The sequence below is a fragment of the Streptomyces sp. NPDC025833 genome (genome assembly GCF_055558055.1).
Genome location: NZ_JBVHNF010000020.1, coordinates 128,479 through 144,850 on the forward strand (window position 1 = coordinate 128,479; position 16,372 = coordinate 144,850).

General features: G+C 74.8%; 13 protein-coding genes. 9 read left to right on the forward strand and 4 right to left on the reverse strand.

The window, feature by feature from the left end; genetic code table 11:
• Positions 1 to 14: 14 nt before the first annotated feature.
• The 4 genes from ACZ4K2_RS31090 (at position 15) to ACZ4K2_RS31105 (ending at position 4,518) form a co-directional block, all read left to right on the forward strand.
• On the forward strand, positions 15 to 1,028 hold the full coding sequence (locus tag ACZ4K2_RS31090) for a 2-hydroxyacid dehydrogenase (protein WP_467478603.1): 1,014 nt from the start codon (positions 15 to 17) through the stop codon (positions 1,026 to 1,028).
• A 193-nt stretch (positions 1,029 to 1,221) separates the two neighbouring features.
• Positions 1,222 to 2,913: an aa3-type cytochrome oxidase subunit I gene (gene ctaD / locus ACZ4K2_RS31095; protein ID WP_467478601.1), complete on the forward strand. Its 1,692-nt coding sequence runs from the start codon at positions 1,222 to 1,224 to the stop codon at positions 2,911 to 2,913.
• A gap of 3 nt (positions 2,914 to 2,916) precedes the next feature.
• Positions 2,917 to 3,486: a hypothetical protein gene (locus ACZ4K2_RS31100; RefSeq protein ID WP_467478598.1), complete on the forward strand. Its 570-nt coding sequence runs from the start codon at positions 2,917 to 2,919 to the stop codon at positions 3,484 to 3,486.
• A 480-nt stretch (positions 3,487 to 3,966) separates the two neighbouring features.
• Positions 3,967 to 4,518 carry a hemerythrin domain-containing protein gene (locus ACZ4K2_RS31105; protein WP_467478596.1) on the forward strand — a complete coding sequence of 184 codons (552 nt, stop codon included), beginning with the start codon at positions 3,967 to 3,969 and terminating at the stop codon, positions 4,516 to 4,518.
• 830 nt (positions 4,519 to 5,348) lie between these two features.
• Here ACZ4K2_RS31105 and ACZ4K2_RS31110 read toward each other — a convergent pair.
• Entirely contained in the window at positions 5,349 to 7,079 is a 1,731-nt protein-coding gene (locus tag ACZ4K2_RS31110; protein WP_467478595.1) for a sensor histidine kinase, read from the reverse strand.
• Between the two features lie 428 nt (positions 7,080 to 7,507).
• Between ACZ4K2_RS31110 and ACZ4K2_RS31115 the strand changes: the two genes are divergently transcribed.
• From ACZ4K2_RS31115 to ACZ4K2_RS31135, 5 genes are all read left to right on the forward strand, one after another.
• A complete protein-coding gene (locus ACZ4K2_RS31115) occupies positions 7,508 to 8,845 on the forward strand; it encodes a PP2C family protein-serine/threonine phosphatase (RefSeq protein WP_467478594.1) in 1,338 nt (445 codons plus the stop codon).
• Between the two features lie 235 nt (positions 8,846 to 9,080).
• Complete coding sequence (locus ACZ4K2_RS31120) at positions 9,081 to 11,465, forward strand: phosphoketolase family protein (RefSeq protein ID WP_467478593.1); 2,385 nt, start codon at positions 9,081 to 9,083, stop codon at positions 11,463 to 11,465.
• 218 nt (positions 11,466 to 11,683) lie between these two features.
• The gene (locus ACZ4K2_RS31125) at positions 11,684 to 12,010 is read left to right on the forward strand and encodes a helix-turn-helix domain-containing protein (RefSeq protein WP_467478591.1); all 327 of its coding nucleotides are present in this window, start codon (positions 11,684 to 11,686) and stop codon (positions 12,008 to 12,010) included.
• A gap of 340 nt (positions 12,011 to 12,350) precedes the next feature.
• Positions 12,351 to 12,740: a DUF6153 family protein gene (locus ACZ4K2_RS31130; RefSeq protein WP_467478589.1), complete on the forward strand. Its 390-nt coding sequence runs from the start codon at positions 12,351 to 12,353 to the stop codon at positions 12,738 to 12,740.
• Between the two features lie 79 nt (positions 12,741 to 12,819).
• Entirely contained in the window at positions 12,820 to 13,455 is a 636-nt protein-coding gene (locus tag ACZ4K2_RS31135) for a DUF305 domain-containing protein (RefSeq protein ID WP_467478587.1), read from the forward strand.
• A 225-nt stretch (positions 13,456 to 13,680) separates the two neighbouring features.
• Here ACZ4K2_RS31135 and rocD read toward each other — a convergent pair whose 3' ends face one another.
• From rocD to ACZ4K2_RS31150, 3 genes are all read right to left on the reverse strand, one after another.
• Positions 13,681 to 14,898 carry an ornithine--oxo-acid transaminase gene (rocD, locus tag ACZ4K2_RS31140; RefSeq protein WP_467478566.1) on the reverse strand — a complete coding sequence of 406 codons (1,218 nt, stop codon included), beginning with the start codon at positions 14,896 to 14,898 and terminating at the stop codon, positions 13,681 to 13,683.
• Positions 14,898 to 15,707, reverse strand: coding sequence for a dimethylargininase (gene ddaH, locus ACZ4K2_RS31145; RefSeq protein WP_467478564.1), 810 nt, complete (start codon positions 15,705 to 15,707; stop codon positions 14,898 to 14,900). The genes rocD and ddaH overlap by 1 nt, the downstream gene beginning before the upstream one ends.
• A 153-nt stretch (positions 15,708 to 15,860) precedes the next feature.
• Positions 15,861 to 16,346 (reverse strand): Lrp/AsnC family transcriptional regulator, encoded by a 486-nt coding sequence (locus ACZ4K2_RS31150; protein WP_467478562.1) that lies wholly within the window; start codon positions 16,344 to 16,346, stop codon positions 15,861 to 15,863.
• Between the last annotated feature and the right edge of the window lie 26 nt (positions 16,347 to 16,372).

A 16,372-nucleotide genomic window follows, 5' to 3' on the forward strand; every position in this document is an offset into this window, starting at 1 on the left:
CCGAAGGAGAGCAGGTGGAGATCGTCGCGTACGGCGTCCTCGCGGACGAGGAGCCGTTGCTCAGGCAGGCGTTCGACGAGGCGTTCGGGGGCCGGCACGGGCTGCGCTGCCTGGGGCTGTTCCTCGACCGGGACACCGCCCCGACCGCCGCCGGCCACGAGGTCGTGCTCAGCAGCGTCAACGACACCCTGGACGCCGGTGTGCTGAGCGTGCTGGCCCGGGGCGGCACCCGGCTGATCGCCCAGCGGTCCACCGGCTACAACAACATCGACCTGGCCGCCGCCGGGGAGCACGGGCTCACCGTCGCCCGGGTCTCCTCCTACTCGCCGTACTCGGTCGCCGAGTTCGCCTGGACCCTGGCACTGGCCGTCGACCGCCGTATCGTCCGGGCCGCCCACCGCACCCGGGAGTTCGACTTCCGCCTCGACGGGCTGATGGGCCGGGACCTGCGCGGCCGGACGGCCGGGGTCGTGGGCACCGGCAAGATCGGGACCGCGTTCACCAGGATCGCCCACGGGTTCGGGATGCGGCTGCTGGGCTGGGACGTCGCCGAGAACCCCGAGTGCCTCGCCCTCGGCATGGAATACGTCCCGCGCGAGCGGCTGTTCGCCGAGGCGGACCTGGTCAGCCTGCACGTGCCGCTGCTGCCCGACACCCATCACCTCGTCGACGCCGAGGCCCTCGGCCTGATGAAGGACGACGCCATCCTGGTCAACTCCAGCCGGGGCGGCCTGGTGGACACCGACGCCCTGCTGGAGACGCTGCGCGCCGGACGGCTGAGCGGTGTCGGCCTCGACGTGTACGAGGAGGAGGCCGGTGTGTTCTTCCTCGACAAGTCCCTGGAGGTGATGGCCGACGAACGCCTCGCCCGGCTGATGACCTTCGCCAACGTGCTGGTCACCTCCCACCAGGCGTACTTCACCCGGGACGCCGTCGGCCAGATCGCCCGGACCACCGTGGCCAACGTCCAGGACCACTTCTCCGGCCGGCACGGCGAGAACGTCCTCGTCCGGCCCGGGGCGTCCTGACCCCGTCCGCCGCCCCCGGGGGACGAGGGACCATCGGTCCCCGCCCCGGGACCGTCCCGGGGCTGTCCGGCCCTATCCGGCCCCGGTACCCCTCGGACGATCATGGGGCGGCGGCCGGGAAGGCCCGGATCCACACCCGCACCAGGGTCCTTTCCGCCGTCGTCGACATGTCGGAAGAGGAGGGCACCGTCCGGTGGACGAGGCACAGATACACCCGGTGGCGACCGAGCGGCCGAGCGTCGCGGTCACCGCGGCCGCAGGAGAGACCGGACGGGCCGAGCGGCCGTCGTGGGCGGAGTGGCTGACGACCACCGACCACAAGAAGATCGGGACGATGTACCTCGTCACCGCCTTCGCCTTCTTCGTCGTCGGCGGTGTGCTGGCGCTGCTGATGCGCGCGGAGCTGGCCAGGCCAGGCCTGCAGATCATGTCGAACGAGCAGTTCAACCAGGCGTTCACCATGCACGGCTCGATCATGCTGCTGATGTTCGCGATGCCGCTGTTCACCGGGTTCGCCAACTGGATCATGCCGCTGCAGATCGGCGCCCCGGACGTGGCGTTCCCGCGGCTGAACATGCTCGCCTACTGGCTGTTCCTGTTCGGCTCGGCGATCGCGGCCTTCGGCTTCCTCACCCCGGACGGCGCCGCCGACTTCGGGTGGTTCCTGTACGCGCCGCTGTCCGACGCCGTCCACTCGCCGGGCCTGGGCGCCGACCTGTGGATCATGGGCGTGGCGCTGTCCGGCTTCGGCTCGATCCTCGGCGCGGTCAACTTCATCACCACGATCATCTGCATGCGCGCGCCGGGCATGACGATGTTCCGGATGCCGATCTTCACCTGGAACGTGCTGCTGACCGCCGTACTCGTCCTGATCGTGTTCCCGGTGCTGGCCGCCGCGCTGTTCGCGCTGGAGATGGACCGCAAGTTCGGCTCCCACGTCTTCGACCCCGCGAACGGCGGCGCGCTGCTGTGGCAGCACCTGTTCTGGTTCTTCGGCCATCCGGAGGTCTACATCCTGGCGCTGCCGTTCTTCGGCATCGTCTCGGAGGTCGTCCCGGTCTTCTCCCGCAAGCCGATGTTCGGTTACATGGGGCTGATCGGTGCGACGATCGCGATCGCCGGCCTGTCCGTGACGGTGTGGGCGCACCACATGTACGTCACCGGCGGTGTGCTGCTGCCGTTCTTCTCCTTCATGACGTTCCTGATCGCGGTCCCGACGGGCGTGAAGTTCTTCAACTGGCTCGGCACCATGTGGAAGGGCTCGCTGTCCTTCGAGACACCGATGCTGTGGACCGTCGGCTTCCTGATCACGTTCCTCTTCGGCGGCCTGACCGGTGTCATCCTGGCCTCCCCGCCGATGGACTTCCACCTCTCGGACTCGTACTTCGTCGTCGCGCACTTCCACTACACGGTGTTCGGCACGGTCGTGTACGCCATGTTCGCCGGATTCCACTTCTGGTGGCCCAAGTTCACCGGCAAGTTGCTGGACGAACGCCTCGGCAAGATCACCTTCTGGACGCTCACGGTCGGCTTCCACAGCACGTTCCTGGTCCAGCACTGGCTGGGCGCCGAGGGCATGCCCCGCCGCTACGCCGACTACCTCGCCGCCGACGGCTTCACCGCCCTCAACACCGTCTCCACCATCGGCTCGTTCCTGCTCGGCCTGTCGATCCTGCCGTTCTTCTACAACGTCTGGAGGACCGCGAAGTACGGCAAGCCGGTCGGCGTGGACGACCCGTGGGGTTACGGCCGCTCCCTGGAGTGGACGACATCCTGCCCGCCGCCGCGCCACAACTTCGTCTCCCTCCCGCGGATCCGCAGCGAGTCCCCGGCGTTCGACCTGCACCACCCGGAGATCGCCGCGCTCGACGAGGCGGCGAGGTAGACGATGGCGCACCCCGTCCTCGCCCTGGGCGCGGCGACGGTGACCGCGGCCGGGTGCGTCTGGTACCTGCCGGCGCTCGCCGACCTGCGCGCGGGAGCCGACCGGCCGCTCGCCCGGCGCAGAGCCGCCACGGCCTGCCTCAGCGGCTGGGCCACGACCGCGATCGTCGCGGTACTGCTCCTCGTCCGCGCGGAGTGGTGGACGCCCGCCGGCGCGGCGGCGGCCGGCACCGCCGTCACGGCGGCCCTCCGGGTGCGCGCGGTCGTGCAGCGCCGCCGCGACGGGCGGGAGGCCGCACGCGACTGGGCGGCGCTCGGGCAGGACCGGCGGCTCCCCGGCACCGGACGCGGCCGGAAGGCCGTCGTCGCCCTGATCGGCCTCGGGCTGGCCGCCGCCGTGGCCGTGGCGGCCCTCGGGACGGCCGCGGGGCGCGGCGCGGACGGGTGGACGGCCGCCACCGTGCCCGCCGGGCTGGTCGGCCTCTTCCTCACCCTCGCGGCCGTCCGCGGCCGGGCCGTCCAGGGCCGGGCGCCGGGGCACCACCGCGTCGGCCCGGCGGGCGGCCGCCGCTGACGACACGGCGCGCCCGGCGCGTACGGGGTGCGCGGGCCCGGCCGGACCGCGGCCCCGCGCGCGCCGATGCGGGGCCGCGACTCCGTGCGGGGCGCTTTTCCGTGCGGGCCGAGCGCACCGCCGCGGGCCCGGCCGGACCCACGGTCCCGGCCGCGCAGGGGCCGACCGGTCCAGGCGCCGGACCGGACGCCCCGGGGAAGCTGATGCCCGACCGGCCGGGGGCACCCACCGAGCGCCGCGTCGCCACCCGGCCGCTCCGCTCGCGTCCGCGGGGGCGGTGGCCGGCGCGTGCGCCCGCGGCCCGGTCCCCGTCCGGCGTCGTTCCACCTCCACACCGGACGGGCGTCCGCCGCGTCCCCGGCGTCTCCGCCCGCCACGAGCCGGCGGGCGGCGGCGCCGGTGGCGTCAGGGACGCGGCGGACGGACAGCCCTGCCCGCACCCGCCGGCCGGACCGGCCGTGACCCGCTGGAGAAACCCTGATGAGTGTCGCCACCATCACCTCGGCCCCCGAGGACGCCGCCGCCCTCGCCACCGTGGAGGCGCAGCACGCCCGGCTGGCCGGGGAACTGGCCGGGCGGGTGGTGATGCTGCTGAGCGCCGTGGGCCGGGACGCCGACGCGGCCGAGCGGACACGCGTCGGACTCGTCGCCTTCTGCGAGCGGGAACTGCTGCCGCACGCCGCCGCGGAGGAGGCCGTGCTCCATCCCGCCGCACGGCACCTGCCCGACAGCCGGCTGCTCGTGGAGAGCCTGATCGCCGAGCACACCCGCCTGATGGCACTGGTCCGCGCCGTGCGCACCGCGCCCACCCCGTTCGGCGCGGCGGCCGAGGCCCGGGCCCTGCAGGTCCTCTTCGAGGAGCACGTGGCGAAGCAGAACGGGCTCGTGCTGCCGATGCTCGCCGTGGCACCGGGCTCCCGGCTGGCCGGGCTGCTCGGGGAACTGGACGAGGAACTGGCCCGGCGCACCCGGACCGGCCACGGGTCCCCGCGGTCCGGCGGCCCGGACGCGGCCCACGCCGCGGCGTCCTGATCCCGCCCGGCGCGGGCACCCGCCCGGCGCGGACACCCGCCTGGGACGGACACCCGCCCGGCGCGGACACCCGACCTGCCACGGCTGGACGTCCGGCGGGCGCCCGCGCCGGGGCGTGGGCGCCCGCCGAGTGGTGTGCCGTGCGCCGGGCTGGGCGCGCGGGAGCGGTCGCGGCGTCGGGGTGCGCCGGCGGTGTGTGTGGGCGTGCCCGGTCCGTCTCCCGGACCCGTCTCCCGGACGGAGGGACTGTCGGTCCCTCACACGGGGCCGAACGGCCGCCGTGCGGGACGCGGCCGACACCGCAAGCTGATCGACGACCGATCCGGAGGTGTCCCGTGTATCCCCGCGACCGGCAACCGTGCGGTTGCCTCCACCGCCGTCCGTCGCGGATGCGGCGCACGGTCCGGGCCGGTCACCGTCCGGCCGCCCGGCACGTCTGCCCTGATTCCCGGGCGGCCGGACGCACCGTACGCGCCACCCCGGGGCGGTGGGCCCGGTGAACGAACGGCGCGCGGCGCTCTGGGCCCCCGCGGAGCGTCTCCCCACGGCCCGGTGGTCCGGCCGGGCCACGGCACCCGGCTCCGAGATGCCCCGGCGGTGCCCGGCCCGCACACCGGGGCCGGGGGCTCGGGTGGTTCTCGTCCCAGGTCCCCGAATCCCCGGGCCGGACCGCCGGGCTCGTGCGCGAGCGGGCCCTTGCGTCCGCCAGCCGGTCCGCGGACGGGTCTTGAGGCCCCGCGCGGCACATCTCCGGCGAGGCGGATCCGGCACCCCGTGAGGACACCCCGCGTCCCGGGTGTGGCCCCGGGCGCCCGGCGCCACGCCGCCGGTCAGGACAGCGGGACCACCCATTCGACGACCGTGCCGCTCGGCAGGCCGGGGAGGAGGGTGAACGTGCCGCCCAACTCCTCCGCCCGCGCACGGAGGTTGGCGAGGCCGCTGCGCCGGGTGACCGCCGGGTCGATCCCGCGCCCGTTGTCGGCCACCCGCAGCCGCAGCGCGGCGTCGGTGGCCTCGACGCCGACGTCCACCTGGGTGGCGCCGGCGTGCCGGGCGGCGTTGGACAGGGCCTCGTCGAGCACCGCCAGCAACTGCTCGGCCCGGTCGGCCGAGACGACCGTGTCCAGCAGCCCGGTCATGCGCAGGGCCGGCACGAAGCCGAGCCACTCCGTGGCCCGTTCGGTGGCCGCGACCAGTTGCCCGCGCAGCCCGCTGCCGCCCCGGGCCCGGTCGTGCTCGCGCAGGCCGTAGATCGTGGAGCGGACGATCTTGATGGTGTCGTCCAGGTCGTCCACGACCCGCTGGATCCGCTCGCTCACCCGGGGCCGGTCGGTCACCCGCCCCAGCGTGGACTGCAGCGACAGCGCGCCGGCGAACAGCCGCTGGATGACCAGGTCGTGCAGGTCGCGGGCGATCCGGTCCCGGTCGTCGAGCACCACCATGCGCTCGGCGTCCCGCCGGTGCTCCGCGACGTCCAGCGCCAGCGCGGCCTGGTTGCCGAACCCGGTCACCATGTCGGCCACGGCGTCGGTGAAGCAGGGGCCGCCCGGCACGTTCGCCACCTGGAGCACCCCGCGTACATGCTCCCGGGTGCCGAGCGCGACGAGGAACGCCGGGCCGAGCTCCACCACCGACGCGCTGCCGCCCTCGGCGCGCGGGTCGGCGCTCACGGCCCCGCTCGTGACGGTCTCCCCGGACACGTAGACCTGCGTGGCCAGTGCCGTGGCGGGGAGCACCAGTCCGCGGACCTCCTCGGCGCGTTCCCCCGACGCGGCCTCGATGACCAGCTCGCCCTTCTCGCCCACCGGGACGGCCAGGGTGACCAGATCGGCGCCGGCCATCTCCCGCACGGTGGCCGTGAAGGATTCCAGGACGGCGGCGGGTTCCGCGCCGGACAGCAGGCTGCGGGTCAGCTCGTTGCTGGCCGCCAGCCACCGCTGCCGGCGGTGCGCGTCGTCGTACAGCCGGGCGTTGTCGATCGCCACGCCCGCCGCCGCGGCCAGGGTGCGCAGCACCGCCTCGTCGTCGGTGCCGAACTCCGCGCCGCTCCGCTTGTTGGTCAGGTACAGGTTGCCGAAGACGTGGTCGCGGACCCGGATCGGCGCGCCCAGGAAACCGGTCATCGGCGGGTGCCCGGCCGGGAAGCCGGCGGAGGCCGGATGCTCCGCCAGGTTCGCCAGGCGCAGCGGCTCCGGGTGGCGGATCAGCAGACCGAGGATGCCCTCGCCGCGCGGGTAGGGCCCGATGCGGGCGATCGTCCCCGCGTCGATGCCGACGGTGACGAACTGCTTGATCGTGCCGTCCTCGCCGAGCACCCCGAGCGCCCCGTACCGCGCGTCGACCAGGGTGACCGCCGACTCCACGATGCGGTGCAGCACCACCTCCAGGTCGAGGTCGGAGCCGACGGCCAGCACCGCGTCCAGCAGCGTGTGGACCCGGTCCCGGGCCGCCCCGACCTGTTCGACCTGCTGCTGGAGGTCCTCCAGCAGCACGTCCAGCCGCGGCCGGGGAGACGTGCCGGACGCCCCCGCCGCACGCGGACCCCGCGCGTGTCCGTCCACCACATGTCCCCTCACCGGCCCGCGGCACCTCCCGCGGAAACACCCCCACAAGGATGCCCGACCGGCCGGACCCGCCCGACGGCACCCGGCCGCACCGTGCCGCCGGGGCACCGCACGGCCCCGGCCGCCCGGTCGGGGGTCTCTTGAACGACCGCATCGGGCGTCGCGGACCCGGGCTGATCCGATCGAGCCCCCGGGGTCGTCCAGGGGGGAACTTCCGCATGGCGGGTGGAGCCCTTCCGCGGCGCGGCGGACACCGGAGGGACAGCGGACCGGCTCCGCCCGGCGGGGGCGCGGGGCCGGTGGGTCCGGCTCGCCCCACATCGGCGACCGCCGCCTCCGTACGGCCTGCCCGCCGTCCGGTGCGCGCGTAGGGTGGCAGAGCGGGGCGGAACGACGACGGCGCCCAGGCGCCGGGAGGCAGCACCGTGGCGCACGATCCATCGCGGCGGTCCCAGGGCGGCGCGGAGTCCGGTACCCCGCCGGCCGCCGCCCCGCCACGCGCCCTCCGGGACGGCGCGGCCGCGCAGGTGCCGCAGTTCGTGCTCAGCCCGCAGCGGCTGCAGCGGCTGCTGGCCGCCGTCGCGACGATCAGCGCCGACATGGACACCCGCACCGTGCTGCACCGCATCGTGGACGCGGCGGCCGACCTGATCGGCGCGCGCTACGGCGCCCTGGGCGTGCTCGGGGACGAGGGCGCCTTCACGGACCTGATCACCGTGGGCATGGACGACCCGGACCTGTTGTGCGCCGCCATCGGCCTGCCGCAGGGACACGGCGTGCTGCACGTCCTGGTGGACGACCGGCGGCCGTTGCGGGTGGCGGACGTGGCCGCCCACCCCCGGTCCGCCGGCTTCCCGCCCGGCCACCCGGTCATGCGCACCCTGGTGGGCGTACCGCTGATGGTCCGCGGCACCGTCTACGGCGACCTCTACCTCGCCGACAAGACGGACGGCACGCCCTTCACCGACGACGACCAGAACCTGCTGACCGCGCTGGCGAGCACCGCCAGCATCAGCATCGAGAACGCCCGGCTGTACCGGCGGGTCACGCGCGCGGCCGAGCAGTTCCAGCGCCGCATGCTGCCCGTCCTGCCCGACCTGGCGCCCCTGTCGGTCGTGGCCCGCTACGAGCCCGCGTCCGAGCCGCCCCGGCTCGGCGGGGACTGGTACGACGCCATCATGCTGCCGGACGGCGCCGCCTGCGTGGTGGTGGGCGACGTCACCGGCCACGACGTCGAGGCCGCGCCGCTGATGGGCCAGATCCGCAACATGCTGCGCGCCCTCGCCCTCGACCGGTGCGGCCCGCCCGCCGCCGTCGTCTCCCGCCTGGACCGCGCCTTGACGATGTTCGCCGAGCCGCCGACGGCCACCCTCGTGTTCGGCCGCGTCGAGTCCGGGCCCGGGGGACACTCCTTCGTCTGGACCAACGCCGGGCACCCGCCCCCGCTGCTGATCGGCGCGGAGGGCACCGCCCGCTACCTGGCGCCCGCCCGGCACGGTATCCCCGTGGGCATCGACGCGTCCCTGCCGCGGTTCGACCACACGCACCCGCTTCCGCCCGGCGCCACCCTGTTGCTGTTCACCGACGGTCTGGTGGAGCGCCGCGGCGAGGACATCGACACCGGCCTGGCCCGGCTCGCCGAGCGGGCCGCCCGGCTGGCCGGGGCGCCCCTGGACGACCTCTGCGACACCCTGATCACGCGCGGCGACCGGGTCTTCGACGACGACGTCGCCCTCCTCGCCGTCCGCCTCCCGCCCCGGTGAGCGGCGCGCACGGGCACGGCACCCGGCCGGACCCCCGCGCGGCACCCCTCCGCGCGGTACCCGGACGGAGCCCCGGACCCCCGCACGGCACCCGGCCGGCCCCGCGCGGCGGGCCGGATCTCCCGTCCGGGGTGGCCCGAACGGCCCTGTCGGGTACTCGCCGTACCGGTGGAAGGTGGATCGTGCGAAGGCGCACGACACCCCGACCGCTGCCTCGACACCGAAAGGAACCCGGATGTCCGTCGACACGCAGCAGGCGCCCGCCGAGATCTCGGATGAGGAGCTCGCCTCCCTGGACGCCCACTGGCGCGCCGCGAACTACCTGGCCGTGGGCCAGATCTACCTCATGGCCAACCCGCTGCTGACCGAACCACTGCGCCCCGAGCACGTCAAACCGCGCCTCCTGGGCCACTGGGGCACCTCACCCGGCCTGAACCTGGTGCACACGCACCTCAACCGGGTCGTCAAGGCCCGCGACCAGGACGCCCTGTGCATCTGGGGCCCCGGGCACGGCGGCCCGGCCGTCCTCGCCAACTCATGGCTGGAGGGGTCGTACACCGAGACCTACCCGGACGTCACACGGGACGCGGCCGGCATGGCGCGGCTGTTCAAGCAGTTCTCCTTCCCCGGCGGGGTGCCCAGCCACGTGGCCCCGGAGACCCCGGGCTCGATCCACGAGGGCGGGGAACTCGGCTACGCGCTCTCGCACGCCTATGGCGCCGCACTGGACAATCCCGGCCTGCTCGTCACCTGCGTGATCGGTGACGGTGAGGCGGAGACCGGCCCGCTCGCCGCCTCCTGGCACTCCAACAAGTTCCTCGACCCGGTGCACGACGGAGCCGTGCTGCCGGTCCTGCACCTGAACGGCTACAAGATCGCCAATCCGACGGTGCTGGCCAGGCTCCCCGAGAGCGAGCTGGACGAGCTGCTCCGCGGATACGGCCACGACCCGATCCACGTCACCGGCGACGAGCCGGCCGCCGTCCACCGCGCCATGGCCGCGGCGATGGACACCGCGCTGGACCGCATCGCCGCCTTCCAGCGCGCCGCGCGCGAGGACGGGGCCACCGAGCGGCCCCGCTGGCCGATGATCGTGCTGCGCACCCCGAAGGGCTGGACCGGCCCCGCCGAGGTCGACGGAGTGCCCGTCGAGGGCACCTGGCGCGCCCACCAGGTGCCCCTGGCCGCCGTGCGCGACAACCCGGAGCACCTGCGGCAACTGGAACAGTGGCTGCGTTCCTACCGGCCCGAGGAACTCTTCGACGAGCACGGCGCCCCGCGCGCCGACGTCCTGGCGTGCGTCCCGGAGGGCCGCCGGCGGCTCGGCGCCACGCCCCGCGCCAACGGCGGCCTGCTGGTGCGCGAACTGCCCCTGCCGCCGCTGGAGAAGTACGCGGTCGACGTCACCAAGCACGGCGCGACCCGGCACGAACCCACCCGCGTCCTGGGCGACCTGCTCGAAGACGTCATGCGCGCCACGGCCGGCCGCCGGGACTTCCGGCTCGTCGGCCCCGACGAGACCGCCTCCAACCGGCTCCAAGCCGTGTACGAGGCCAGCGGCAAGGCCTGGCAGGGCGGGACGCTGCCGGTGGACGAGCACCTCGACCGGCACGGCCGCGTGATGGAGATCCTGTCCGAACACACCTGCCAGGGCTGGCTGGAGGGCTACCTCCTGACCGGACGGCACGGGCTGTTCTCCTGCTACGAGGCGTTCGCGCACATCGTCGACTCGATGGTCAACCAGCACATCAAGTGGCTGCGCACCACCCGCCGCCTCTCCTGGCGCGCCCCGATCGCCTCCCTCAACTACCTGCTGACGTCGCACGTGTGGCGGCAGGACCACAACGGGTTCTCCCACCAGGACCCCGGGTTCGTCGACCACATCCTCAACAAGAGCCCCGAGGCCGTGCGGGTGTACTTCCCGCCGGACGCCAACACGCTGCTGTCCGTCGCCGACCACGTGCTGCGCAGCCGGGACTACGTCAACGTGGTCGTCGCGGGCAAGCAACCCTGCTTCGACTGGCTGTCCATGGAGGAGGCGAAGGTCCACTGCGCGCGCGGCGCCGGCGTCTGGCAGTGGGCGGGCACCGAGGACGGCACCCGCGAACCCGACGTGGTGCTGGCCTGCGCGGGCGACGTGCCCACCCAGGAGGTGCTGGCCGCGGCCCAGCTCCTGCGCCGGCACCTGCCCGAGCTGGCCGTGCGCGTCGTCAACGTCGTCGACATCGCCCGGCTGCTGCCGAGCGGCGAACACCCGCACGGCATGAGCGACTTCGAGTACGACGGGCTGTTCACCGCGGACAAGCCGGTCCTGTTCGCCTACCACGGCTACCCGTGGCTGATCCACCGCCTGGCCTACCGGCGCACCGGCCACCGGAACCTCCACGTGCGCGGGTACAAGGAGATCGGCACCACGACCACGCCGTTCGACATGCTGGTCAGCAACGACCTGGACCGCTACCGCCTCGTGATGGACGTCATCGACCGGGTGCCCGGCCTCGCCGTCCGGGCGGCGGCCGTCCGCCAGCACATGGAGGACACGCGGCAGCGCCACCACGACTGGATCCGGGAACACGGCACGGACCTGCCGGAGGTCGCCGACTGGAGCTGGGAGGGCTGAGCCGGCGCCGGCCGGTCACGAGCGCCCGGCGGAGCCCCGTCCCGCGCACTGGGAGCAGCGCCTCCCGGGGCCGCGGGGCGGGGCTCCGCCGGTTCGTGCCGCTCGGGGACCGGCCGACGCGAAGACCACCGCCGGCCGGCCTCCGCGCCTCTGCCAGGACGACGTCTCGTCCATGAGCTCCATAACCCGTCCCCATGCCACTTTCAGGGGGACGGGTTATGGAGCACTTGATGTACGCCGTCAACACGATCCGTGAGCGGTACCACGAGCCACTGAGCCTGGACGAACCGGCCCAGTCGGCCGTGGTCAGCAAGTTCCACTTCCTGCGCACGTTCCGCCGCGTCACCGGGGTCACGCCCGGCCGGTTCCTCAGCGCCGTCCGGCTCCAGGAGGCCAAACGGCTGCTGCTCACGACACCGCTCAGCGTCTCCGACATCTCCGTGCAGGTCGGCTACAGCAGCACGGGCAGCTTCACCCGCCGGTTCACCGAGCCGCCGGTACTGCTGGCCCTCCCCGACCTCGGCGAGATCACCGTCACGGCCTGACCTGGCCGTACCCCCCCGATTCCAGCCACCGGCCGGGCGCCCCGGGTGCCCGGCCCCCGACCCGGCCGGCGAACTGCGCGCCCCCGGAGGCCGGCTCGCCGCCTGGCGCGACACCCTGGCCCGCGCCGCCCGCGCCGCCGGTTCGGCCGCACCCTGCGCCGCGGTCGCCGCTGAACCACCCCGGCCCGCCGGGCCCGGCCCGGGGGGGCCGGGCCCCCCGGGGGGGGGGGGGGCGCGGGGGGCGCCCCCCCCCCCCCCCGCCCCGCGCCCCCCGCGGGGGGGGCGGGGCCCCGCGGGGCCGGGGGCGTCCGCCGGGCCCGGCCCCCGTACGATGGCCCCGATGCGCAGCACGGCAGAGCACCCTCGGCGACCGCTCCGGCGGTGCCGCGCCCTGTCCGTGCTGGCGCTGCTGATCGGGCTGCTGGGCATGCACGCCCTCGCCCCCGGCGGCGGAACCGAGCACGCCCGGGGCGGGCACCTCGCCACCGCCCTCGCCGCCGTGGACGACTGCCCCGGCGGGGACGGCCACTGCGGTGGCGGCCGGCTGCACCACGCGGACCCCGCCTGCGCCTCCGGCGCCGTGGACGACGGGCCACGGCTGCCCGCCCTCACGGCCGCCCCGGCGACCGCCGGCGTGCCGGCCGCCGCCCCGCGCCCGTGCCGGCCCCGTACCCCGGACGGCGCCCGCGCCCCACCCTCCCTTGCGGAACTCCAGCTCCTGCGGATCTAGAGGCACCCACGGCCCGGCAGCCGCCGCGGCCGTTCCCACGCGTGTCCCGACATCCCAGCGATCCACCAGGAGAACCCGCATGACCATCCGTACCCGGGCGCGCCGTGCCGCCCTCGCCGCGGCCGCCGTGACCAGCGCCCTCGTCCTGGCCGCCTGCGGCGGCAACGACGGCAACGACGGCGGCGGCCACACCGGCCACGGCTCCTCCGCCGCCCCGGGCGCCTCCGCCACCGCGGGCGCGCCGGCCGCCGCGCACAACGCGCAGGACGTCGCCTTCGCGCAGGGCATGATCCCGCACCACCGGCAGGCCCTGGAGATGGCGCGGCTCGCCGACGACCGGGCTTCCTCGGCGCGGGTGAAGGACCTCGCCGCCCGCATCGAGAAGGCGCAGGACCCGGAGATCCGCACCATGACCGGCTGGCTGAAGTCGTGGGGCGAGGACGTGCCCATGGCGGGCATGGACCACTCGGGCCACGTCGGCATGTCCGGGATGATGAGCGACGCCGACATGTCCGCCCTGGAGAAGGCCACCGGCAAGGAGTTCGACACCAGGTTCCTGGCGCTGATGGTCCGGCACCACCAGGGCGCCGTCGAGATGGCCGTCACCGAGCGGGACAAGGGCCGCAGCGCCGCCGCGAAGAAGACGGCGGACGCCATCGTCACCGCGCAGAACGCCGAGATCAGGGAGATGAGGCAGCTCCTCGGCACGAGCTGACGCCACGGCGGGGGGGGGGCGGGGGGCCCCGCCCCCCCCCCCCCCGGGCCCCCGGCCCCCCCCCCCCCCCCGGGCGCCCCCCCCCCCCGCCCCCCCCCCCCGGGGGCGCCCCCAAGCCGCCCCCCCCCCCCCCGCCCCTGTGCGGCGGGGGGGGGGGGGGGGGGGGGGGGGCCCGGGCGGGGGGGGGGGGGGGGGGGGCCCCCCCCCCCCCCCCCGCCCGGTCCCTCAGGCCAGCACCTTCTCCAGGGCCGCCAGCGCCGAGCGCAGCTCCTCCGCGGTGATGGTCAGCGGCGGCGCCAGCCGGATCGTCGAGCCGTGGGTGTCCTTGACCAGGACCCCCTCGCCCATGAGCCGCTCACTGATCGCCCGGCCGGTGCCGAGGGAGGGGTCGACGTCCACGCCCGCCCACAGCCCGCGCGCCCGGAAACCGGTCACGCCCCGGCCCACCAGGTCGCCGAGCCCCTCGCGCAGGACCGCCCCCAGCTCGGCCGCCCGGCGCTGGAACTCACCGGTCTCCAGCAGACCGACCACGGCCGTGCCGACGGCCGCGGCGAGCGGGTTGCCGCCGAACGTCGAACCGTGCTCGCCCGGGTGCAGCACACCCAGCACCTCGCGCCGGGCCACCACCGCCGACACCGGCACGATCCCGCCGCCCAGCGCCTTGCCGAGCAGCAGCACGTCCGGCACGACGTCCTCGTGCTCGACGGCGAGGGTACGGCCGGTGCGGCCGAGGCCCGACTGGATCTCGTCCGCGACGAACAGGCAGCCCGCGCGGCGGGTCAGCTCCCGCACCCCGGTGAGGTAGCCGTCGTCCGGGATGATCACACCGGCCTCGCCCTGGATCGGCTCGATCAGCACGGCAGCCGTCGTCTCGTCGACCGCCTCCTCCAGCGCGGCCAGGTCGTTGTACGGGACGATCCGGAAGCCCGGGGTGAAGGGGCCGAAGCCGGACCGCGCCGTCTCGTCGGTGGAGAAGCCGACGACCGTGGTCGTCCGCCCGTGGAAGTTCTCCGCCGCGACCACGATCGTCGCCCGGTCGGCCGGGACGCCCTTCACGTCGTACGCCCACTTGCGGGCCACCTTGATGCCGCTCTCCACCGCCTCGGCGCCGGTGTTCATCGGCAGCACCATGTCCAGGCCGGTCAGGGCCGTGAGCCGCTCGGCGAACTCCGCCAGCCGGTCGTTGTGGAAGGCGCGGGAGGTCAGCGTGAGCTGGTCGAGCTGGCGGTGGGCGGCCTCCACCAGGGCCGGGTGCCGGTGGCCGAAGTTGAGCGCCGAGTAACCGGCGAGCATGTCGAGGTAGCGGTTCCCCTCGACGTCCTCCACCCAGGTGCCCTCGGCCCGCGCCACGACCACGGGCAGCGGGTGGTAGTTGTGCGCGAGGACCGGCTCCTCCGCACGGATCAGGTCGCCGGACGTGCGGGTGTGCGCGGGTGCGGTCATCAGCGGATCTCCTGGGTGCAGCACTTGATGCCGCCGCCGGCCTTGTGGAACTCCGACAGGTCGACGGGGACGGGGGCGTAACCATGGTCGGCGAGGCGCTCGGCCAGCGCCTCTGCCTGGGGTGCGATGAAGACGTGCCGGCCGTCGGACACGGAGTTCAGGCCGAACGCCAGCGCGTCGCCGCGGGTGGCGAGCACCGCGTCCGGGTACAGGCGCTTGAGGACCTCCCGGCTGCCCGGCGAGAACGCCTCCGGGTAGTAGCAGATGTTGTCCTCGTCGAGGACGAACAGCGCCGTGTCCAGGTGGTAGAAGTACGGGTCCACCAGGGTCAGGCCGATCACCGGGTGGCCGAGGAACTCCTGCGCCTCGCGGTGCGCCTCACGGGTGGTGCGGAACCCGGTGCCGGCGAGCACGTAGCGGCCCGTCCACACCAGGTCGCCCTCGCCCTCGCTCACCGACTCGGGACGGTGCACGGCGTATCCCGCGGCCTTGAACCAGGTGTCGTAGTGCCCGGACTCCGGGCGTCGCTCCGGGGCGTGGAACAGGGAGCCGAAGACCCGGCCCCCGACCACGAACGCCGCGTTGGCGGCGAACACCATGTCCGGCAGGCCGGCGACCGGCTGCAGGGTGTCGACGGTGTGGCCGTGGGTCCGGTAGGCGCTGATCAGCGTCTGCCACTGGTCCTGGGCCAGGTCCACGTCGACGGGCCGGTCGGGATGCATCCAGGGGTTGATCGCGTACTGGACGGCGAAGTGTCTGGGTTCGCAGACGAGAAAACGCCGGGAACGCGGCACACGACGTTCGGACACAGAGGGTTTCCTCCGGTTTCCAGTGTGTCACTGAGGGGTGACACCACGGTAGGAACCCCGGCAGACGGGCGACAAGCGCGGAGAGCTGCGTGGCTGTGCAGCATCGCTGCGTTGTTCCCGGCGGCGACGCACGAGTCCGGCGCGTCGCGGGGGTCAGTGCGGGGCAGCGTGGCTGGCGCCCGCTTCCGGGCTTTCCGGGAGCAGATGGGACAGCACCATGACGCTGATCGTCTTCCGGATGAACGGCTCGGCGCGGATCCGCTCCAGCACCTCCTCGAAGTGCTCCACGTCGCGGGCCCGCACGTGCAGCAGCGCGTCGGCGCCGCCGGTCACCGTCATGGCCGCCGCGATCTCCGGGTGGTTGCGGACCACCTCCGCCAGCCGCCGGGGCGGGGCGGCGCCCTCGCAGTACACCTCGACGTACGCCTCCGTGCGCCAGCCGAGCGCGGAGGGCCGCACCGTCGCCGTGAACCCGGTGATCACCCCGGTCTCCCGCAGCCGGTCCACGCGCCGCTTCACCGCCGTGGCGGACAGCCCGATCGCCGCCCCGATCTCGGCGAAGCTGGTCCGCGCGTTCGCCATGAGCGCGGTGACGATCCGGCGGTCCAGCTCGTCGTACGACGGTGCCCTGCTGTTCATGCGGGCACTGTAACCAGGCCCGCCCG